The 17,406-nt window shown below is 51.0% G+C and carries 13 protein-coding genes; 8 read left to right on the plus strand and 5 right to left on the minus strand.

The window, feature by feature from the left end:
* The first annotated feature begins 180 nt into the window (after positions 1–180).
* Complete coding sequence (locus F1E05_RS03080) at positions 181–4,092, plus strand: DUF3683 domain-containing protein (RefSeq protein ID WP_150046630.1); 3,912 nt, start codon at positions 181–183, stop codon at positions 4,090–4,092.
* A 67-nt stretch (positions 4,093–4,159) separates the two neighbouring features.
* Here the strand turns inward: F1E05_RS03080 and F1E05_RS03085 are convergent, their stop codons facing one another.
* A complete protein-coding gene (locus F1E05_RS03085) occupies positions 4,160–4,849 on the minus strand; it encodes a hypothetical protein (protein WP_150046632.1) in 690 nt (229 codons plus the stop codon).
* A 201-nt stretch (positions 4,850–5,050) separates the two neighbouring features.
* Complete coding sequence (locus tag F1E05_RS03090; RefSeq protein ID WP_150046634.1) at positions 5,051–6,745, minus strand: glycoside hydrolase family 17 protein; 1,695 nt, start codon at positions 6,743–6,745, stop codon at positions 5,051–5,053.
* A 433-nt stretch (positions 6,746–7,178) separates the two neighbouring features.
* Between F1E05_RS03090 and F1E05_RS03095 the strand changes: the two genes are divergently transcribed.
* Complete coding sequence (locus F1E05_RS03095; protein WP_150051758.1) at positions 7,179–8,906, plus strand: multicopper oxidase domain-containing protein; 1,728 nt, start codon at positions 7,179–7,181, stop codon at positions 8,904–8,906.
* Positions 8,907–9,072: 166 nt separating this feature from the next.
* On the plus strand, positions 9,073–11,079 hold the full coding sequence (rep, locus tag F1E05_RS03100) for a DNA helicase Rep (RefSeq protein WP_150046636.1): 2,007 nt from the start codon (positions 9,073–9,075) through the stop codon (positions 11,077–11,079).
* A 15-nt stretch (positions 11,080–11,094) separates the two neighbouring features.
* On the opposite strand, the gene F1E05_RS03105 is transcribed toward rep, so the two are convergent.
* Positions 11,095–12,447: a DegQ family serine endoprotease gene (locus F1E05_RS03105; protein WP_150046638.1), complete on the minus strand. Its 1,353-nt coding sequence runs from the start codon at positions 12,445–12,447 to the stop codon at positions 11,095–11,097.
* Positions 12,448–12,929: 482 nt separating this feature from the next.
* On the opposite strand from F1E05_RS03105, the gene F1E05_RS03110 reads away from it, so the two are divergent.
* Positions 12,930–13,922, plus strand: a complete 993-nt coding sequence (locus F1E05_RS03110; RefSeq protein ID WP_232056759.1) for a cyclic nucleotide-binding domain-containing protein — start codon at positions 12,930–12,932, stop codon at positions 13,920–13,922.
* Between the two features lie 50 nt (positions 13,923–13,972).
* Here F1E05_RS03110 and rpmG read toward each other — a convergent pair whose 3' ends face one another.
* Positions 13,973–14,128 carry a 50S ribosomal protein L33 gene (rpmG, locus tag F1E05_RS03115; protein ID WP_150046642.1) on the minus strand — a complete coding sequence of 52 codons (156 nt, stop codon included), beginning with the start codon at positions 14,126–14,128 and terminating at the stop codon, positions 13,973–13,975.
* Between the two features lie 21 nt (positions 14,129–14,149).
* Positions 14,150–14,386: a 50S ribosomal protein L28 gene (gene rpmB, locus F1E05_RS03120; protein WP_150046644.1), complete on the minus strand. Its 237-nt coding sequence runs from the start codon at positions 14,384–14,386 to the stop codon at positions 14,150–14,152.
* 132 nt (positions 14,387–14,518) lie between these two features.
* Between rpmB and gshB the strand changes: the two genes are divergently transcribed.
* From gshB to ruvX, 4 genes are all read left to right on the plus strand, one after another.
* Entirely contained in the window at positions 14,519–15,466 is a 948-nt protein-coding gene (gshB, locus tag F1E05_RS03125; protein WP_150046646.1) for a glutathione synthase, read from the plus strand.
* Positions 15,467–15,768: 302 nt separating this feature from the next.
* Complete coding sequence (locus F1E05_RS03130; protein WP_332095526.1) at positions 15,769–16,362, plus strand: energy transducer TonB; 594 nt, start codon at positions 15,769–15,771, stop codon at positions 16,360–16,362.
* Between the two features lie 15 nt (positions 16,363–16,377).
* Complete coding sequence (locus F1E05_RS03135; protein WP_150046650.1) at positions 16,378–16,944, plus strand: YqgE/AlgH family protein; 567 nt, start codon at positions 16,378–16,380, stop codon at positions 16,942–16,944.
* Between the two features lie 2 nt (positions 16,945–16,946).
* A complete protein-coding gene (gene ruvX, locus F1E05_RS03140) occupies positions 16,947–17,396 on the plus strand; it encodes a Holliday junction resolvase RuvX (RefSeq protein ID WP_150046652.1) in 450 nt (149 codons plus the stop codon).
* The last annotated feature ends 10 nt before the right edge of the window (positions 17,397–17,406 follow it).

Consider the following 17,406-nt stretch of genomic DNA (forward strand, 5'->3'; position numbering starts at 1 on the left):
TTTAATTTCTTAGTAAAGCGCTTGGTTATTGGAATGTGTCTATAAGGTGTTGAATTTCCAAAGGAGAAATAGTGTTTTTCCCTTGCGTGTGCCACGATTGGCCCGATTGATTATGGTCTTGCGCGCGAACGCCGGTGATACAATGCCAGCATTTCAATCAGGCGATTGGTCAGAATTTTCGTGGATTCCCAAATTTCTCAGACGTTTGTCGATGCGCAGCCCGCGAGGCTGCGCGAAATTCCTTACAACTACACTTCATTCTCCGACCGGGAAATCGTCGTCCGTTTGTTGGGGGCGGAAAATGCGCGCGTTTTGGAGTCGTTGCGTAACGAGCGCATTACCGGGCGCTCGGCGCGCATGCTGTTCGAGGTGTTAGGCGATATCTGGGCGGTGCAACGTAATCCTTATCTGGAAGACGATCTGCTCGATAACGGCAAGCGTCGGCGCGCTTTGCTCGATGCGTTGCGGCATCGGCTTAAACAAATGGAAGTGCGCCATCACGAGCACGAAGCCGAGTTCCCGGATCGTGCCCGCCGGGTCGGCGTGTTGATAGAAGCTGCACATCAAGCGGTGGATAGCTTCGAAGCGCATTTCGACAGGACTCGGGATTTGCGGCGCAAAGCCATGTCTCAGCTGACTAAATATACGCGTAAAGACAATATCCGCTTCGACGGTTTTGCGCGGGTGGCACACGTTACCGACGCGACGGATTGGCGGGTGGAATATCCGTTTCTGGTGTTGTATCCGGATAGCGAGGCCGAAATCGGCCAGTTGGTGCGCGGTTGCATTAAGCTCGGCTTGACCATGATTCCGCGCGGCGGCGGTACCGGGTATACCGGAGGTGCCGTGCCTTTGACGCCCTATTCCGCCGTAATCAACACCGAGAAGTTGGTACGGATAGGCGCTATCGACTTGGAAACCCAGCTGCCGGGGGTCGCTCAGCCCTATGCCACGGTTTTCACCGAGGCCGGGGTGGTTACCCGCCGGGTCATGGATGCGGCCGAACATGCGGGCTTGGTGTTTGCTTGCGATCCGACCTCCGCCGACGCGTCTTGCATAGGCGGAAATATCGCGATGAACGCCGGCGGCAAAAAAGCGGTGTTGTGGGGGACGGCCTTGGATAACTTATTGTCCTGGCGCATGGTCATGCCGGACGGCAATTGGTTGGAAGTGGAACGTCTGAATCATAACTTGGGCAAGATACACGACCAGGATGAAGTCGCTTTTAATTTGAAGTCCTTGGACGCCAAAACTCAAAAGTTGCTGAGCGAAGAACGTTTGGTCATGAGCGGGGCGCAGTTTCGCAAAGGCGAGCTGGGCAAGGATGTGACCGATAAATTTCTGGGCGGTTTGCCCGGTGTGCAAAAGGAAGGCTGCGACGGGATCATTACCTCCGCCCGCTGGATATTGCACAAAATGCCGCCGCATACCCGCACTTTTTGTCTGGAGTTTTACGGCCAAGTGCGGGAAGCGGTGCCGGCTATCGTGGAAATTCGCGATTATCTGGCGGCTTTGCCGAAAACCGGGAATACGCGGGTGATGCTAGCCGGCTTGGAGCATTTGGACGAGCGGTACGTGAAAGCCGTGGGTTATGCCAGCAAAGCCCGGCGGCAAGCCCGGCCCAAGATGGTGTTGATCGGCGATATCGTCGGCGACGACGAAAACCAAGTCGCGTTAGCCGCCTCCGAAGTGGTGCGTATGTGCAACGACCGCGGCGCGGAGGGGTTTATTGCAGTCAGCGCCGAAAGTCGCAAACGGTTTTGGCTGGATAGGGCGCGCACCGCGGCCATCGCCAAGCACACCAATGCGTTCAAGATCAATGAAGACGTAGTGATACCCTTGCCGCGCATGGGTGACTACTGCGACGGCATCGAACGTATCAATATCGAATTGTCGTTGCGTAATAAATTGCGGCTGTGCCAGGTGTTGGCGCAATGGTTGGCCGGCGATTTGCCGCTACGAGTGTACGAGGAAGACCATAACAAAAACGCAGTGCTTTCCGAGCGCCGCCAACAAGCCCTGGAGGCGGTAGAGACTGTGCGTTGCCGGTGGCAATGGATCTACGAGCATTTAGATGTGTCGTTAGACCAGGCGGAAGCGACATTTCCCGAATATCGGATAGTGTGCGGCGAGTTGACCAACCGGGCGGCGGCGCCGACCTTGTTTCACCGCTTGCAGGATTATTCGCTACGGGTTTCATGGAAGAATGAATTGCTGCCTTTATTGAGCGAAATTTTCGCCGGCGATAATTTTCGGCCGATTTTGGAGCGCATTCAGGCCATTCACAAAGAGGTATTGCGCGGACGGGTGTTCGTTGCCCTGCACATGCACGCCGGCGACGGTAATGTGCATACCAATTTGCCGGTGAATTCCGATCATTACGAGATGTTGCAGGAAGCTAATGCCGCCGTGGCACGCATCATGGAACTGGCGCGTTCGCTGGGGGGGGTGATTTCCGGAGAGCATGGCATTGGCATCACCAAATACGAATTTCTGCGCCCGGAAGAATTAGCGGATTTTCATGCGTACAAACAGCAAGTCGATCCGGAAGGCCGTTTCAATCGCGGCAAGTTGATGCCCGGAGCGGATTTGGGTAACGCCTATACGACCTCGTTCAGCCTGATGGGCTTTGAGTCGTTAATCATGCAGCAAAGCGATATCGGCGCGATTTCCGAATCGGTCAAAGACTGTTTGCGTTGCGGCAAATGCAAGCCGGTTTGCTCTACGCACGTACCGCAAGCAAACCTGCTTTATTCTCCGCGCAATAAAATTCTGGCGACGTCGCTATTGGTCGAAGCGTTTTTGTACGAAGAACAGACCCGGCGCGGCATTTCCATTACCCACTGGAAGGAGTTCGAAGACGTCGCCGATCATTGCACCGTTTGCCACAAGTGCTTCAATCCCTGTCCGGTCGACATCGATTTCGGCGAAGTATCGATGAACATGCGCAACCTGCTGCGCAAGATGGGTAAGCAAAGTTTTAACCCGGTCAAAACGGCCGCGATTGCCTTCCTCACTGCCAGCAGGCCCGGTAGTGTCAAGCTCATGCGCAAATTGCTGATCGAATGGGCGTATAAGGCTCAGCGCATGGGTAGCCTATTTCTGCGGCCATGGGGAAAAGCGCAGTTGGCGCATCCGCCGTCGTCTACGGGTAGGCCGGAATTGCGCGAATACGTGCTGCATTTCACGAATAGAAAAATGCCGGGGAAATTGCCCACAAAAACCGCCAGAGCCTTATTGGGCATCGAAAGTCAGGAAATCGTACCCATTATTCGTGATCGGCAAAAAACTCAAACCGATTCGGAAGCGGTGTTTTATTTTCCGGGTTGCGGTTCGGAGCGCTTGTTTTCGCAAGTCGGTTTGGCCACGCAAGCCATGCTGTATCACATCGGCGTGCAAACCGTATTGCCGCCTGGGTATCTGTGTTGCGGATATCCGCAACGGGCGGCCGGACAAAGCGATCAGGCACAAACGATTACCACCGAGAATCGGGTATTGTTTCACCGTGTCGCCAATACGTTGAATTATCTGGATATTAAGACGGTCGTGGTCAGCTGCGGAACCTGCTTGGACCAATTGGTCGATTACGAATTCGACAAAATCTTTCCGGGCTGCCGTTTAATCGACATACACGAATATTTATTGGAAAAAGGCGTGAAGTTGGACGGAATTAACGGCGCGCGCTATTTGTATCACGATCCTTGCCATAGCCCGATGAAGCAGCAAGATCCCATGGCTACGGTCAGAGGGCTATTGGATGCGCCGGTCGCAAAAAGCGACAGATGTTGCGGTGAATCCGGCACTTTGGCCGTGGCGCGCCCGGATATTTCTACCCAAGTTCGTTACCGTAAGGCGCAAGAGTTGCACAAGGATTGCAGTCAATTACGGGTCGACGATACTCTCGGGCAGATAAAGGTTTTGACCTCGTGCCCGTCGTGTATGCAGGGTCTGCAGCGTTACCAAGGGGATGTCGAGCAGATCGAGGTGGATTATATCGTGGTGGAAATAGCCAAGCAGATTTTGGGCAAGGATTGGATGCGCAACTACATTAAGCAAGCTGGCGAAGGTGGGATTGAGCGGGTTTTGGTATAAAACGATTCGGCGTGGCGCGTTTCGAATGGAAAATTGGAAAACGCCCGCCGATAGCGAATCTCAGCGCTTAGCGGCCGGCATGACTGACGTTACGTGGCCAATGAATATTCGGTGGAGCCGTCAACGTTTGTTCAAACACGTTAATTGCTTCGTCACAAGTGATGACCTCTTGCCGGCTGTCCAAAATAAATTGCGCTAAGTTCTGTATGCAGTTCCAATAGCGGAAGTCGTCAACAAACTCATAAGCTTGGATCAATAGTTCCGAAAGTTTCTGCTCGCGTAATAGTTTAGATGTAATAAAGCTTTCCAGGTAATATTGGGCGCGCTCCAAATCCGAGTGTCCCCCGTAAAAACGCAGTGCGTTGATGTCGATTAAATTAATATTGAACGGTTCGCCGTCGCTAATTAATACGTGTTTAGCTTCCGCTAACGGGCCGGAAAGTAAATTGACGATATCGGCTTCGTATGCTCGTTGGCAACTGTGTTGCTCGTCGGCAGTCAGAAAGGAGAAGCTTTCGATAACTGCAATCGGTAGGTTCTGGGTTAAGTTGCCATCAACAACTTTGGCGTAGAATTTGCTGTTATTGGCTGATGAGTGTTTGACTTGGATTTCAAAAAAAACCGGGGGGAGTTGCTTTTGCCGATTTCTGATATGTATTGCGGCGGCGTGGCCTGCTTCGTGAAATGCCGTGCGCGAGCGGAGCTCGTCTGTTTTTACGAAGGCTGAAGCTGCCGTTAGCGAATAGTTTCGTTCCATAAGCGACCTCATCCAAAAAAAGATGCGGCTAAAAGCCGCATTGAGGAAGGATATTAAAACTCTTTACCCTTAGGAGAGGGAGCGCATACAAGAGTTGCATGCAGTTTAAGTTTTCCGCAGCGGTTTGAGAATGTGACAAATTGACGCGTACGCCTGATTTTCGGGGAATGGTTCACGGTTTTGCGTTAATGCCCTCGAAATTTATTTCAATTTGGTTTTAAGCCAAAAAGGTATCGAAAGAACGAGCAAACAAAGTAGCCAAGTAATCAGTTGTCCGTTAGTCAGGGTGTAATTCAACGCCGCGGCCAACCGGCCGGAGAATGCCGGGTGGGCCTGGATTAAGTCTCTGGCTCCGAAGAAAGCGCTGGTTTCGCCGACAATTAAGGCGGTTGCGGCGAAAGTTAGCGAATATGCCAGTACGCGGTAGCGTTTTGCCGAAGCGTAGTCGCCGATAAGCTGATCGAAGCCGAGATGAGTTGTTGAAAGCTTTTGCAACTGCAAGGACAGGCAGCCGATCAAGCCTAAAAGACCTAAGCAGGGCAGGTAGAATTGTTCCGTCGGAAAACTTAAATACCGGCCGTTGAACGCCAAAGCGCAGGTCTTAAATAATGCCAGGGCGATAAATAGATAATAGAGAACGCGTAGTTGGCCGGCTAATCCGGGGTTGGGCTCCGCGTTGGCAAAAATATCGAGGTAGCGGCGTAGTAACAACAGGCCGAGCCAGCCGTTGCCAATCACGACCGTCGCGGTATATAAGCGCTGCAGGCAGTCGTAACTGGTATACCATTCCAAGCGTGCTACTGTGGTAATGCAAATGCTGAAAAGCAAGGCTAGCGTGGAGAATGCCGCTAATTTAGGTAGATTTACGCCGGTTAAACCGGTAGCAAAGTAAACGGATAGCGTTAAAAAGATTAGGGTGGCAACGACAAAATGGAAGGCCCAGCTCGGATTTTCGCTGACCGGGCCCGTAAGCGGAAATACGGGTTTTCGATCGGCGGACAGCAGCCCCCAATTGGCGCCGACTACGCCTTCTAAATCGCTTTTCCACGGTTGATTGAAGGCTTCGACGATGTTGTAATCGAAGCCGTGTTTATTCACCACTTCAATCATACTGCGGATGTATTTTGCCGAATTCACCACGCTGGGTGCGGCGAGGCCGCGTTGGCGCCCGGCGCTGGGCCAGCCCGATTCGCCGATCAAAATCTTTTTACCGGGTGCTATTTGTCGTGCTTCTTCTTCTACTTGATTAACGATTGCTTCCAGATGTTCCGGGGCTCGTTCTACGGCAATCGGTTCGTCTTCCCAATACGGTAAAATGTGTATGGTAATAAAGTCGACTTCTTTAATTAATTGCGGATGTTTGACGTACATCGACCAGACGTCGGCATAGGACACGGGCTGTTTGACCGCACGTTTGACTTCTCTGATGTACTCGATTAACCGGTCAATTTCTAAGTCGCCGCGCAGCAATACTTCGTTACCGACAATAACCCGTTTGACGGTATTTGGGTAACTATTGGCGGCCTTAATCAAGGCGGCGATTTCCTTTTGATTATCCGCATAAGTAGAGCCTAGCCAGCCGCCTTGTATAACCTCTACGCCGTATTTTTGCGCAATCTCGGGAACCGCGGCTATGGCGCCGCCCATGCTGGTATAGGTTCGGATGCTGCGAGTTTTGTCGGCTAGCAGCTGCATGTCTTCGTCGATTAACTGGTAGGAGGGAAAAGTTTTTTCCAACGGGTTGTAGCCTTCCGGAAACGGTGCAAACGACAGGCTGGCTAATTTGCCTGATGGCACGTCGATTCCGGCGTCTACCGGGCGGTTGATTTGCCAAGCCAAGATAGCGTGAACTAAACAAAGCAAAATGATACAAAGCAATAAGCGTACTTTGGGCATTGATAACAGGGACACGAGAGAGGTATGAGTTTGAAATGGATGAGGCTTAACTTTACCGAGAGGCAAGGATTTAGCTGTTCGTGATCATATAGGATTCGCTGTCGGTTGATAATGTTGAGTCCAATGCCTGTGCATGGCTTCCGGCTGAGCGGTTTGTCATTGAGCATTGCAAGACGATGTTGATTTACATATCCGCCGCCCGTTTGGGTGAAACGATGATCCGTTACACACAATAGCGGGCTTTGCCCCGGTCATCCGATTATAATGACAACTCGACATTTTAATCGTTGTCGGTTTAATCCTCCAAGGAAGGTAAGCAAATAATTACTGTACTTTGCCTACGGGTTCTGGTTACAGTATGAAAATTTTATTACTGGTTGCCTTGTTTACCGGGCATTCGATAAGCTTGTCGTCAACTTTTTATGAGGCTTTTATGCATAAAAAAGTACTTCCCATTCTGTGCGGGGCCATATTGTTACCGATGGCGTCCGTGGCTACCGCAGTAGTCAACAAATTGCCCGAATCCAGCAATGTCAAAATGGGTGTCGCAGAAGAAGTGTGTTCCGATTTTGTAGACCCGAAATGGCGGGATGCGCAAGTCATAGACGGTGTTGAGATTCAGGAGTCCAGAATGTGTAATCCGGACAATCCTGCCGATATTGCCGCATTCGTAAAAGGAACCAACAATATCTCCATGGCCACGTTGATGCAGACCCAGTTGGCTGCCGACGCGATTACGGTCGGCAATGACATGGACGGCGACGGCGACCCCGATCACTACATCATTAAATTAGAAATCGCCGAATTGAACGGGCATACGCCGGATTCGCGCGAGCCTACCACTACGTTCGACATCGCTCCCGGGATTAGACCCACTTTTTGGGTTTATGCGCCGAAAACGCGGGATATGTCGACCTTAAGCTTGTATGAACCGATTGCAAACCCGCTGTTGCGGGTACCGTCGCCCGTCATTCGCGTTGAGCAAGGCGATATCGTTTGGCTGGTGCTGGAAAACAGCCATTATTTTCCGCATTCCATTCATTTGCACGGAGTCGACCATCCCTACATGGATATGGGCGGAGAAGGCAATGACGGTGTAGGGCAAACCGGACAAATGGATGTGATGCCGGGTAGCAGCAAGACTTACGTGATAAAGCCCCGCCAAGCCGGCACCATGTATTATCACTGCCACGTTCAGCCCCACACCCATATTCCTATGGGCTTGCAAGGGATTTTCGTCGTTGAAGAAAATCGGCCCAACAACTGGGTGCAGGTTTTTAACGTGGGCGCCGGTCAAGTACGGCATCCGTCGGTAGCCGTGTCAGAGAAATACGCCTACGAATACGACTTGCACTATCAATCGGCCGACAAGGAATTGCATTTGATGGCGCGCTCCGCCAACGACCCCAGGTTGCTTGGCAAACGGTTGAATTTGGAATACGACATCACCGATTCCGCGCCGGATTATTTCATGCTCAACGGCCGCTCCTTCCCGTACACTTTAAGGGAGTCGCTGATCGTTTTGGAAGAAAACAAAAAAGCCAAGGTGAGAGTCCTGAACGGGCACGAAGAAGCGTTTGCCATGCACGTTCACGGTCATAAACCGATGGTGACTCATTACGACGGGGTTGATAACGGTCCGTCTTCCTATATCAAACGCGACGTACATGCGATGGTACCCGCGCAGCGTATCGACTTGGAAATTAACGGTACCGACGATGGCTTGAATAGTTTCGGTCAGGGTGTTTGGATGTTTCACGACCACGTGGAAAAATCCTTTACCACCGATGGGATTGGTGAAGGTGGTGATATCAGCTTGTTGGTGTATAAAAATTTTCTGGATGCAAAAGGCATTCCCGAGGTGCACGGCGCGAGCTTGTTGCCGTATTTCACCAAGGAATATTGGGAGGGCAAGTATGCAAGCTGGCAGGATTATGACGCCTGGAAGAGTTTAGGCTTGCCGGAAATTCGCACTACGGCGCAAAAACCTTTCGTGCCGGCGGCGCCGGTGGCGAGTAACACGGCTGCCGATGTGCAAGCCGCACCTAAGGCGGACAAGCCTTCGTTCATAGGTCAATTGCTGCAAGGTATCTTGCTGGGTTTAATCGGCTATACCCTGTATTTCAATCGCGAAAAACTGCTAGGCATGATCGGAAAATAACCCTAATAGCCGGCGTCGACATCACTCGCGATGCCAAGTGCCTTGCTAGCCTGACCACATAATCGCCGCATACAGTTTGTATGCGGCGTTTTCTTTTATGCTGGTCCGCAGTCAAGGTGGAGCTTAAAACTGTGGCTATACAGCCGAAATTTCCGTAACCCATTTTATGACGTCCAAATTAAACCCGCAGCAACTTGCAGCCGTGAGGACCATCGATAGGCCGTTACTGGTGCTGGCGGGAGCGGGAAGCGGCAAGACCCGGGTGATTACCGAAAAGATTGCCTATTTGGTAGCCCAAGGGGTTCCTGCTAGACATATCGCCGCCGTTACCTTTACCAACAAAGCGGCCAGGGAAATGAAGTCCCGGGTTAGCAAATTACTGGACGACAAAAACAGCCGCGGGCTCAGAGTGTCCACTTTTCATTCCTTGGGGTTGGACATACTGCGGGCCGAATACAAAATCTTGGGTTACAAAGCCGGCATCAGTTTGTTCGACGAACAGGACCGCTTAAGTTTGTTGAAAAATTTAATCAACCATGGCATCCAAGGCTGCGATATCGATCAGGCGGAACACTATCATTGGCAAATCGGGCAGTGGAAAAACGCCTTCGTGACCTGGCAGATCGCCAAGCAACATGTCGATGCCGCCACCGCAGCGGCCGCCGAGTTGTATGCGCAGTATTCACGCAGCCTCAAGGCGTATAACGCGGTGGATTTCGACGACCTGATATTGCTGCCGGTCATGTTATTTCAGCAGCATGCCGAGGTGCTGGAAAAGTGGCGGAACAAAATCCGCTATTTGTTGGTAGACGAATATCAAGATACCAATGTCACCCAATATCAGCTGGTCAAAGCGCTGACCGGTAATTTGGGGCGATTTACCGTGGTCGGAGACGACGATCAATCTATTTACGCCTGGCGCGGCGCTCAACCGGAAAATTTGCGTCAATTGCAGAAAGATTTTCCGCGCTTACAAGTAATCAAGTTGGAACAAAATTACCGTTCGACCCGCAGAATATTGAAAGTCGCCAATCAATTGATTGCCAACAATCCGCATGCTTTCGAGAAAAAATTGTGGAGCGAGCTGGGATACGGCGATCCGTTGCGCGTGCTGGCGCATAAAAACGACGTGACCGAAGCCAAGCAAGTGGTTGCGGAGATCATTCATCACCGCTTCCGTCACGGCGGCAATTATGGCGATTATGCGATTTTGTACCGCGGTAATCATCAGTCGCGCTTATTGGAACGCGAATTACGTGAAAATAACGTGCCGTATTTTTTAAGCGGCAGTACCTCGTTTTTTGCGTTAACCGAGATTAAAGACGTATTAGCTTATCTGCGCTTATTGACTAACCCCGGCGACGATGCGGCGTTTTTGCGGGTGGTTAATACCCCGCGCCGGGAAATCGGTCCCTCTACGTTGGAGAAGCTGGGGGAATATGCAACCGAGCGGCATATCAGCTTGTTCGATGCTTGTAAGAAATTCGGCTTGCAGCAGCGTATTGCGGACAAGGCGGCAGTGCGCCTGCAGCAATTTTGCGACATGATTGCCGAAGCGGCGATACAAGTCGGGCGCGACGATATGTTTGCCGGGATTCACCGCTTGCTGGAGCGCATTCAGTATCAGCACTGGCTTCAGGAAAACAGCAAGACTCCCGGTGTGGCGGAACGGCGGATGAACAATGTCTTCGAACTGGTGGATTGGCTCAAGCGCATGGCCGGAAACGAGGAAGGCAGCGAAAAAAGCTTGGCCGACGTCATCGCCAAAGTCATGCTACTGGATATTTTGGAACGAAATCAGGAAGCCGAAGCCGGGGATCAGGTTAGTCTGATGACCTTGCATGCGGCTAAGGGTTTGGAATTTCCGCACGTGTTTTTGATCGGCATGGAAGAGAATCTGTTGCCGCACCAAAATAGTTTGGAAACCGGGAATATCGAGGAAGAGCGCCGTTTGGCCTATGTCGGCATTACCCGGGCGCAGCGCACGCTGACCTTTAGCTATTGTACTCACCGCAAACGTTACGGCGAATTGACCGAGTCCGAGCCCAGCCGCTTCTTGAGTGAGCTACCGGAAGAAGATTTGGAATGGGCTAACCGTAAGCAATTGGATCAAGAGGAAGTCAAACAGCGGGGCAAGGCCAACTTAGCTCACTTAAAGACTATGTTGACCTAGCCGTTTTATTTCAGGTTATTGCAAGACTACAAAGAACGCATCTCCGCCGCGCTGCAGGTTGATCAACAATGCGGAACGTGGATCGACCACCTGTTTTAGCTCGTCGATGTTTCTAATTCGATAGCGGTTAACGCTAACGATCACATCGCCGGGCCGTAATCCGGCTTTCCAAGCGTGCGAAGACTGTGAGACTTTTTCCAGTTCTACCCCTTCCAATTGGCCTTTAGGAGTAGCAATTAACGATACCCCTTTCAGCAGCGGGTGCAGTTTGTCGCCGGCTAGTTCCTGGCGTTTCGGTTTGCCTATGACGGCTTGAAAACTCAAGCGTTCGCCGCCGCGGATTACCTCGATGGTGGCGGTGTCGCCCACTTGCAGTAAGCCGATGGCGGTTCGAATTTGGCTGCTGCCATTTTTAATCGCTTGTCCATTGACCGCGACGATAATGTCGCCCGGTTCTATCCCGGCTTTTTCTGCGGCCGAGCCGGTTTCCACCCGGCTGATTACCGCGCCGTGTTGGCTTTGCAGGTTAAAGGCTTTAACCAATTCCGGGGTTAAATCCTGAGTGGTTACCCCAAGTAGGCCGCGCCGTACCTCGCCGTGTTGCACCAAAGATTCCATGATGGTCATCGCCATGTTGGAGGGAATGGCGAAGCCGATGCCGACATTGCCGCCGTTTGGCGCCAAAATCGCGGTGTTCATGCCGATAAATTCTCCGCGTAGGTTAACCAACGCCCCGCCTGAATTGCCGGGGTTGATGGAGGCGTCGGTTTGAATAAAGTCTTCGTATCCCTCTATGCCTAAGCCGGAACGGCCTAAGGCGCTGACTATCCCCGAGGTTACGGTTTGGCCGAGGCCGAAAGGGTTGCCGATAGCGACGACGAAGTCGCCGACTTTCAGTTGATTGGAGTCGGCGATGCTTAACGCGGTTAGGTTGTCGGCTGGGATTTGGATAATCGCCACATCGGCTTCCGGATCCGTGCCGATCAATTTGGCGTTCAGTTGGCGGCCGTCGCTTAAGGTAACGGTGATTTTGTCGGCTTTATCGATTACGTGATTGTTCGTCAGTACGTAACCTTCTTCCTTGTTGACAATCACTCCTGAACCTAAACTATTGCGCTGTTGTTGTCGGCGCGGTTGATTCGGAATGCCGAAAAAATGCCGAAACACCGGATCGTTCATCAGCGGATTTTCTTGCGTATTGACATTGGTAGAGGTGGAAATATTGACCACGGCAGGCATACTGCGTTCTAACATCGGCGCAAGCGACGGCAAGGATTGCCCGTCCACTTCGGTCGGCCAGGCCGCAATTCCCGGCGCGGCAATTAAGCTCAAGATAAAAATTAGAAAAAGCTTGGTGTAATTACTCATGACTAATCGTTCTGGAAGTTAATTCGGCTGCATGGACAAGCGATTTGCAAAAACGTTTCAGCAGAAACTGTGTCTGCTAATGCACTATGATAACTGTTGTTAGCAATCTAAACCTGTTTTAGTTGGTTCGCATGTCAATCGATATCGATTCGGAGCAAGCACAAATCATACGGCGCCTTATTCCGTTGGCAACCTTGCCGTCCGCGCAATTCGCCCGCTTATGCAAGCAATTGGTTGTCGAGCAAAAGCAACATGGAGAAGTGTTATTCAGGCGAGGCGACGAACAGAGTGATTTGATTTATCTGCTCAATGGTTCAATAAACTTGTGTACTGAATCATTTAAGATTCAGACTATCGAATCGGGGACGGATTCGGCCCGCTTTGCCATTGCCCACCAAATACCGCGAAAAATTGATGCCTTGGCCGAGGGGCGCGTTCAATTTCTCCGCTTAAAGTCTGACTTGTTAAGGTCAATTCAAGGTATGCCTTATGAAGAAAGTGAAAGCACTATGATGGTCGAAGAGTTTGAAGATTGCGACGATTGGATGACTACTTTGCTTAGGTCGCCGGTGTTCAGAGCATTGCCGCCCGCGAATTTGCAAAAAATTATGATCGGGCTTGAAGAAGTGTATTTCAAAGCCGGTGACGTCATCATCAGGCAAGGCGATCCCGGCGATTATTATTACATCATCAAAAAAGGCCAGGTTTTGATCAGTCGCCGGCCTTATCCGAATGCTAAAGAAATTAAATTGTTGCAACTGGGTGATTCGGATACTTTCGGCGAAGACGCCTTAATATCGGGTAGTCCGCGGAACGTTTCGATTACTGCGATTACCGATATCTGCCTGTTGCGGTTAAGCAAGGACGAATTTATTGCGTTAATCAAACAGCCAACGCTCAAATATATTGAGGTCGACGAGTTGCCGGGCTATTTGCGTAACGGCGCTGAATTGATCGATGTTAGAGGGCCGGATGAGTTTCAAAGCGGTCATTTGTCCGGCAGTATCAATGTGCCGTTTTTTTCGTTACGCATGTATATCAAAACGATGAATCGGCATCATCCTATCGTGGTGGTTTGCGGCGACGGACGTACCAGCGAGTCGGCGGCGTTCGTGTTGCAGCGTAATAAATTCAATGCGTTGATTTTAAGGGGCGGGCTGGATAAATTGCCGCAAGAGCAATTGAAGTCCGAGCAGGCGTTGTTTAACATCGACGACGGTACGGAAACCAGTAATCTAACCGAATCGGCCGAAACGCCGGCGAGCAAAATGCTATTTGCATTGGAAGATAATACGGTAGCCGAGCTTACCGAAGCGGTAGAGCCGGATTTGCAGGTGGTCGTTCAGCAGTTGCGCGAGCGTTGTATGTTGTTGGAGGCTGAAAAAGCAACTTTGCAGTTGAAATGCACGTCTTTGAGCAGGCAATTGAAATTGGCGAAAGCCGAATTAGGACGCTTTAAAGAAGGTGGCAGCTAGCCGGTGTAAATCGGCTGGGCTGCGCTGATTCCTAATAAGTTGCTTATGACTTATTTAATTTTCGCTTCTTTGTAAATCACGTGTCTACGTACGACAGGGTCGTACTTTTTGATTTCCATTTTTTCGGGCATGGTTTTTTTGTTTTTTGTGGTTGTGTAGAAATGCCCGGTGCCTTCAGTTGACACTAATTTGATTTTGTCACGCATTTTCGGTCTCCTTTAGCGCTGTTAAATTTTTTCGCCGCGGCTGCGGATGTCGGCCAATACTGCGTCTATGCCTTTCTTGTCGATAATGCGCATGCCTTTAGAAGACACTCTTAGGCGGATCCAGCGGTTTTCACTTTCAACCCAAAATCTGTGATGATGCAGATTGGGGGTAAAACGCCGTTTGGTCTTGTTCATGGCGTGCGAAACGTTGTTCCCGGTGACCGGGCTCTTACCTGTTACTTGGCAAACTCTAGACATGACTACCTCAATGCGAGCTTAAGATTCAAATTAGCCGAACTTTATACCAAAAATTAGGTTTTGGGTAAACAGTGCCCGGTAAATTAAATTTGGTAGAATCTAGCGGTATTTTTCAATAACAAGGTTAGACGTATGGCGCTTAAATTCGGTATGGTCATGGATCCCATCGATCGTATCAACATCAAAAAGGATACTAGCTTTGCTATGTTGCTGGAAGCGCAGGCGCGCGGCTGGGAGCTGCATTATATCGAGCTGGGCGATATGTACTTGCACAACGGCCAAACCTATGCAAGGACGCGGGTTTTAACGGTGCAGCGCAATCCGGAACAATGGTTTGAATTTCAGTCCGAGCAAAACTTGGCCTTAGCCGAGTTGGATGTGATTCTGATGCGCAAGGATCCGCCGTTTGATCAGGAGTATATCTACGCCACTTACATGCTGGAACAAGCGGAACGCCAAGGCGTGCTGGTTGTTAACAAGCCGCAGTCTTTGCGCGACGCTAACGAAAAAATGTATACCGCCTGGTTTCCGCAATGCTGCACGGACACTATAGTGGCGAGAGATCCGCACAAGATTCGTGCGTTTTTGCAGCAGCAAGGGGAAATCATTCTCAAGCCCTTGGACGGTATGGGCGGGGCTTCGATTTTTCATGTGCGTTTGGATGACCCTAACCTTACCGTCATCCTGGAAACCATGACAGCGCACGCAACTCGCTTTATCATGGCCCAAAAATATTTGCCGGACGTCAAAGACGGGGATAAAAGAATTCTTATGGTGAACGGTGAGCCCATTCCTTATTGCTTGGCGCGAATTCCCGCCAGCGGCGAGACCCGCGGTAATTTGGCTGCGGGCGGGCGCGGGGAAGGGCGGCCGCTAACCGAACGCGACCGCTGGATAGCGGCGCAAGTAGGGCCTACGCTACGCGAAAAGGGTTTGATATTCGTCGGCCTGGATGTCATCGGTAATTATTTGACCGAGGTGAATGTGACTAGTCCGACTTGCGTACAGGAATTGGATAAGCAATTCGGCATCAATATTAGCGGTCAGCTAATGGATTACATTCAAGATCAAATTCGGTAAGCCTTATGCCGATATCTCCGACGCCTTATGTTTCGGCAAGCGCTAGCGACACGCTATTTTTGGCGCTGTTTGTGGCTACGGTTGTACATATCGGCGTGTTGTTCGGGATCAATTTCCAAACGCCGAAAGCGCCGAAAATCGACCAATCCATAGAGGTGACGTTATCGCATACGCCGCTAAAAAAACCGCCTAAGCAGGCCAGGCTTTTAGCGGACGAGCATCAGCTCGGGGCGGGGAACGATACGCAAAAACCCCAGCCTTTAGCGCAAAGCTTGCCGTCGCCGCATAGCGAAGTGTTGCGGATGCCGAAAAGCGATCAGCAAAATCGGCGGGTAAGCGAGGTAAAAAAACCGGCTCCGCAGAAAATAATCACTCAAGTCGACTCGCCGGTCAAAGCGGTGCAGCCGACAGAATTGACGGCAGAGCCGGCGGAGCAGACCGTTCAAGAGGCGCCTAAGCTCAATGTCGAAACGTTACAACAACAAATTGCCCAACTGGGCGAACAAATTCGCCATGCGAAACTAAGTTCCGAGGAAAGCAAAATTAAGTTTGTCAACTCGATCAGCACCCATAAGTACTTGGCCGCTCAATACGTAAAAGATTGGGAAGATAAAGTTGAGAGGACGGGTAATCTCAATTATCCTGAAGCGGCAAGAAACAAAGGGAAGTCTCAGACGTTGACGATGGATGTTGGTATCCGGGCCGACGGCAGTATTTACAGTATGCGTGTGGTGCGCTCCTCCGGGAGCTCGGCCCTGGATGAGGCGGCAAAACGAATCGTGAAAATGAGCGCCCCTTTTGCAGCAATCCCCACGGAATTATTAAAGGAAGTAAACGTCCTAGTAATTACCCGGGTATGGAAGTTTTCCGACGAAACCGGCATGACTGCCCGCTAGCCAACAATTATCGTTATGACAGACGCCACCTACTTGAATAATCAGTTTTTGATAGCGATGCCGGGCTTGTTCGATCCGCATTTTTTTCACACGGTCACTTATTTGTGCCAACACAATCAAGAAGGCGCATTAGGCATCGTAATTAACCGGCCGACCGGCATGAAATTAAAGGATATATTTCAGCAAATGAAAATCGATTCCGAGCTCGAACACGTGTTAAACGCACCGGTATTTGCCGGCGGACCGGTGCAACAGGAGCGCGGGTTCGTCATTCACACACCTTGCGAACGGCATTGGGATTCCAGTATCTCGACGGCGGACAATATTGTTTTGACCAGTTCCCGCGACGTATTAGAAGCGATAGCCAAAGGCGAGGGGCCGCAACATTATTTGATCGCACTAGGCTATGCAGGCTGGGGCAGTGGTCAATTGGAGCGGGAAATCGTCGAAAACGCCTGGTTGAATACGCCTTGCGGGGAAGCCATTTTATTCGATACCCCGGTGAGTCAACGCTGGAATGCCGCGGCCGGTCAGTTGGGCATCGACATTAACCGCTTGACCGCGCCGGCCGGACACAGCTGAGCATGCCCGCATCATGCGATCCCTTGGCGGCTGCCTTAGCGGGCGACGCCTATTTGGGGTTTGATTTTGGAAATAAAAAAATCGGGGTGGCGGTCGGCTACGCCGGTACCGGAATAGCCAGCCCGCTAACGACTTTACGTTCGCCAAATCAAGTTCCGGATTGGGCTAAGATTGCGCAACTGGTCGCGGAGTGGAGGCCGATAGGTTTGGTCGTGGGTATTTCACTGCAGCAAGACGGTTCCGATAACGTGATTACCCCTCGCATGCGCAAATTTTGTCGGCAATTGCAAGGCCGTTACAATTTGCCGGTGTTCGAAGTCGACGAGGCGCTGACGACTTTTTCCGCCAAACAATTGCTGTTCGACGATCTTAAAGTGCGTGCCGGCAAGCTGTGGGCAGTCCAAGATCAATTGGCTGCCCAGTTAATTTTACAAAGCTGGTTTGATCGTTAGCGGTTTAGGC

Origin of the sequence: Methylomonas rhizoryzae, assembly GCF_008632455.1 — a bacterium.
In the GTDB taxonomy this organism is placed as follows: Bacteria; Pseudomonadota; Gammaproteobacteria; order Methylococcales; family Methylomonadaceae; genus Methylomonas; species Methylomonas rhizoryzae.

Excerpts from the sequence above, each read along its gene's own strand:
- F1E05_RS03085 (WP_150046632.1), bottom strand. The coding sequence starts at position 4,849 with ATGGAACGAAACTATTCGCTAACGGCAGCTTCAGCCTTCGTAAAAACA.
- F1E05_RS03090 (WP_150046634.1), bottom strand. The coding sequence starts at position 6,745 with ATGCCCAAAGTACGCTTATTGCTTTGTATCATTTTGCTTTGTTTAGTT.
- F1E05_RS03095 (WP_150051758.1), top strand. The coding sequence starts at position 7,179 with ATGCATAAAAAAGTACTTCCCATTCTGTGCGGGGCCATATTGTTACCG.
- rep (WP_150046636.1), top strand. The coding sequence starts at position 9,073 with ATGACGTCCAAATTAAACCCGCAGCAACTTGCAGCCGTGAGGACCATC.
- F1E05_RS03105 (WP_150046638.1), bottom strand. The coding sequence starts at position 12,447 with ATGAGTAATTACACCAAGCTTTTTCTAATTTTTATCTTGAGCTTAATT.
- F1E05_RS03110 (WP_232056759.1), top strand. The coding sequence starts at position 12,930 with ATGCCTTATGAAGAAAGTGAAAGCACTATGATGGTCGAAGAGTTTGAA.
- rpmG (WP_150046642.1), bottom strand. The coding sequence starts at position 14,128 with ATGCGTGACAAAATCAAATTAGTGTCAACTGAAGGCACCGGGCATTTC.
- rpmB (WP_150046644.1), bottom strand. The coding sequence starts at position 14,386 with ATGTCTAGAGTTTGCCAAGTAACAGGTAAGAGCCCGGTCACCGGGAAC.
- gshB (WP_150046646.1), top strand. The coding sequence starts at position 14,519 with ATGGCGCTTAAATTCGGTATGGTCATGGATCCCATCGATCGTATCAAC.
- F1E05_RS03130 (WP_332095526.1), top strand. The coding sequence starts at position 15,769 with ATGCCGAAAAGCGATCAGCAAAATCGGCGGGTAAGCGAGGTAAAAAAA.
- F1E05_RS03135 (WP_150046650.1), top strand. The coding sequence starts at position 16,378 with ATGACAGACGCCACCTACTTGAATAATCAGTTTTTGATAGCGATGCCG.
- ruvX (WP_150046652.1), top strand. The coding sequence starts at position 16,947 with ATGCCCGCATCATGCGATCCCTTGGCGGCTGCCTTAGCGGGCGACGCC.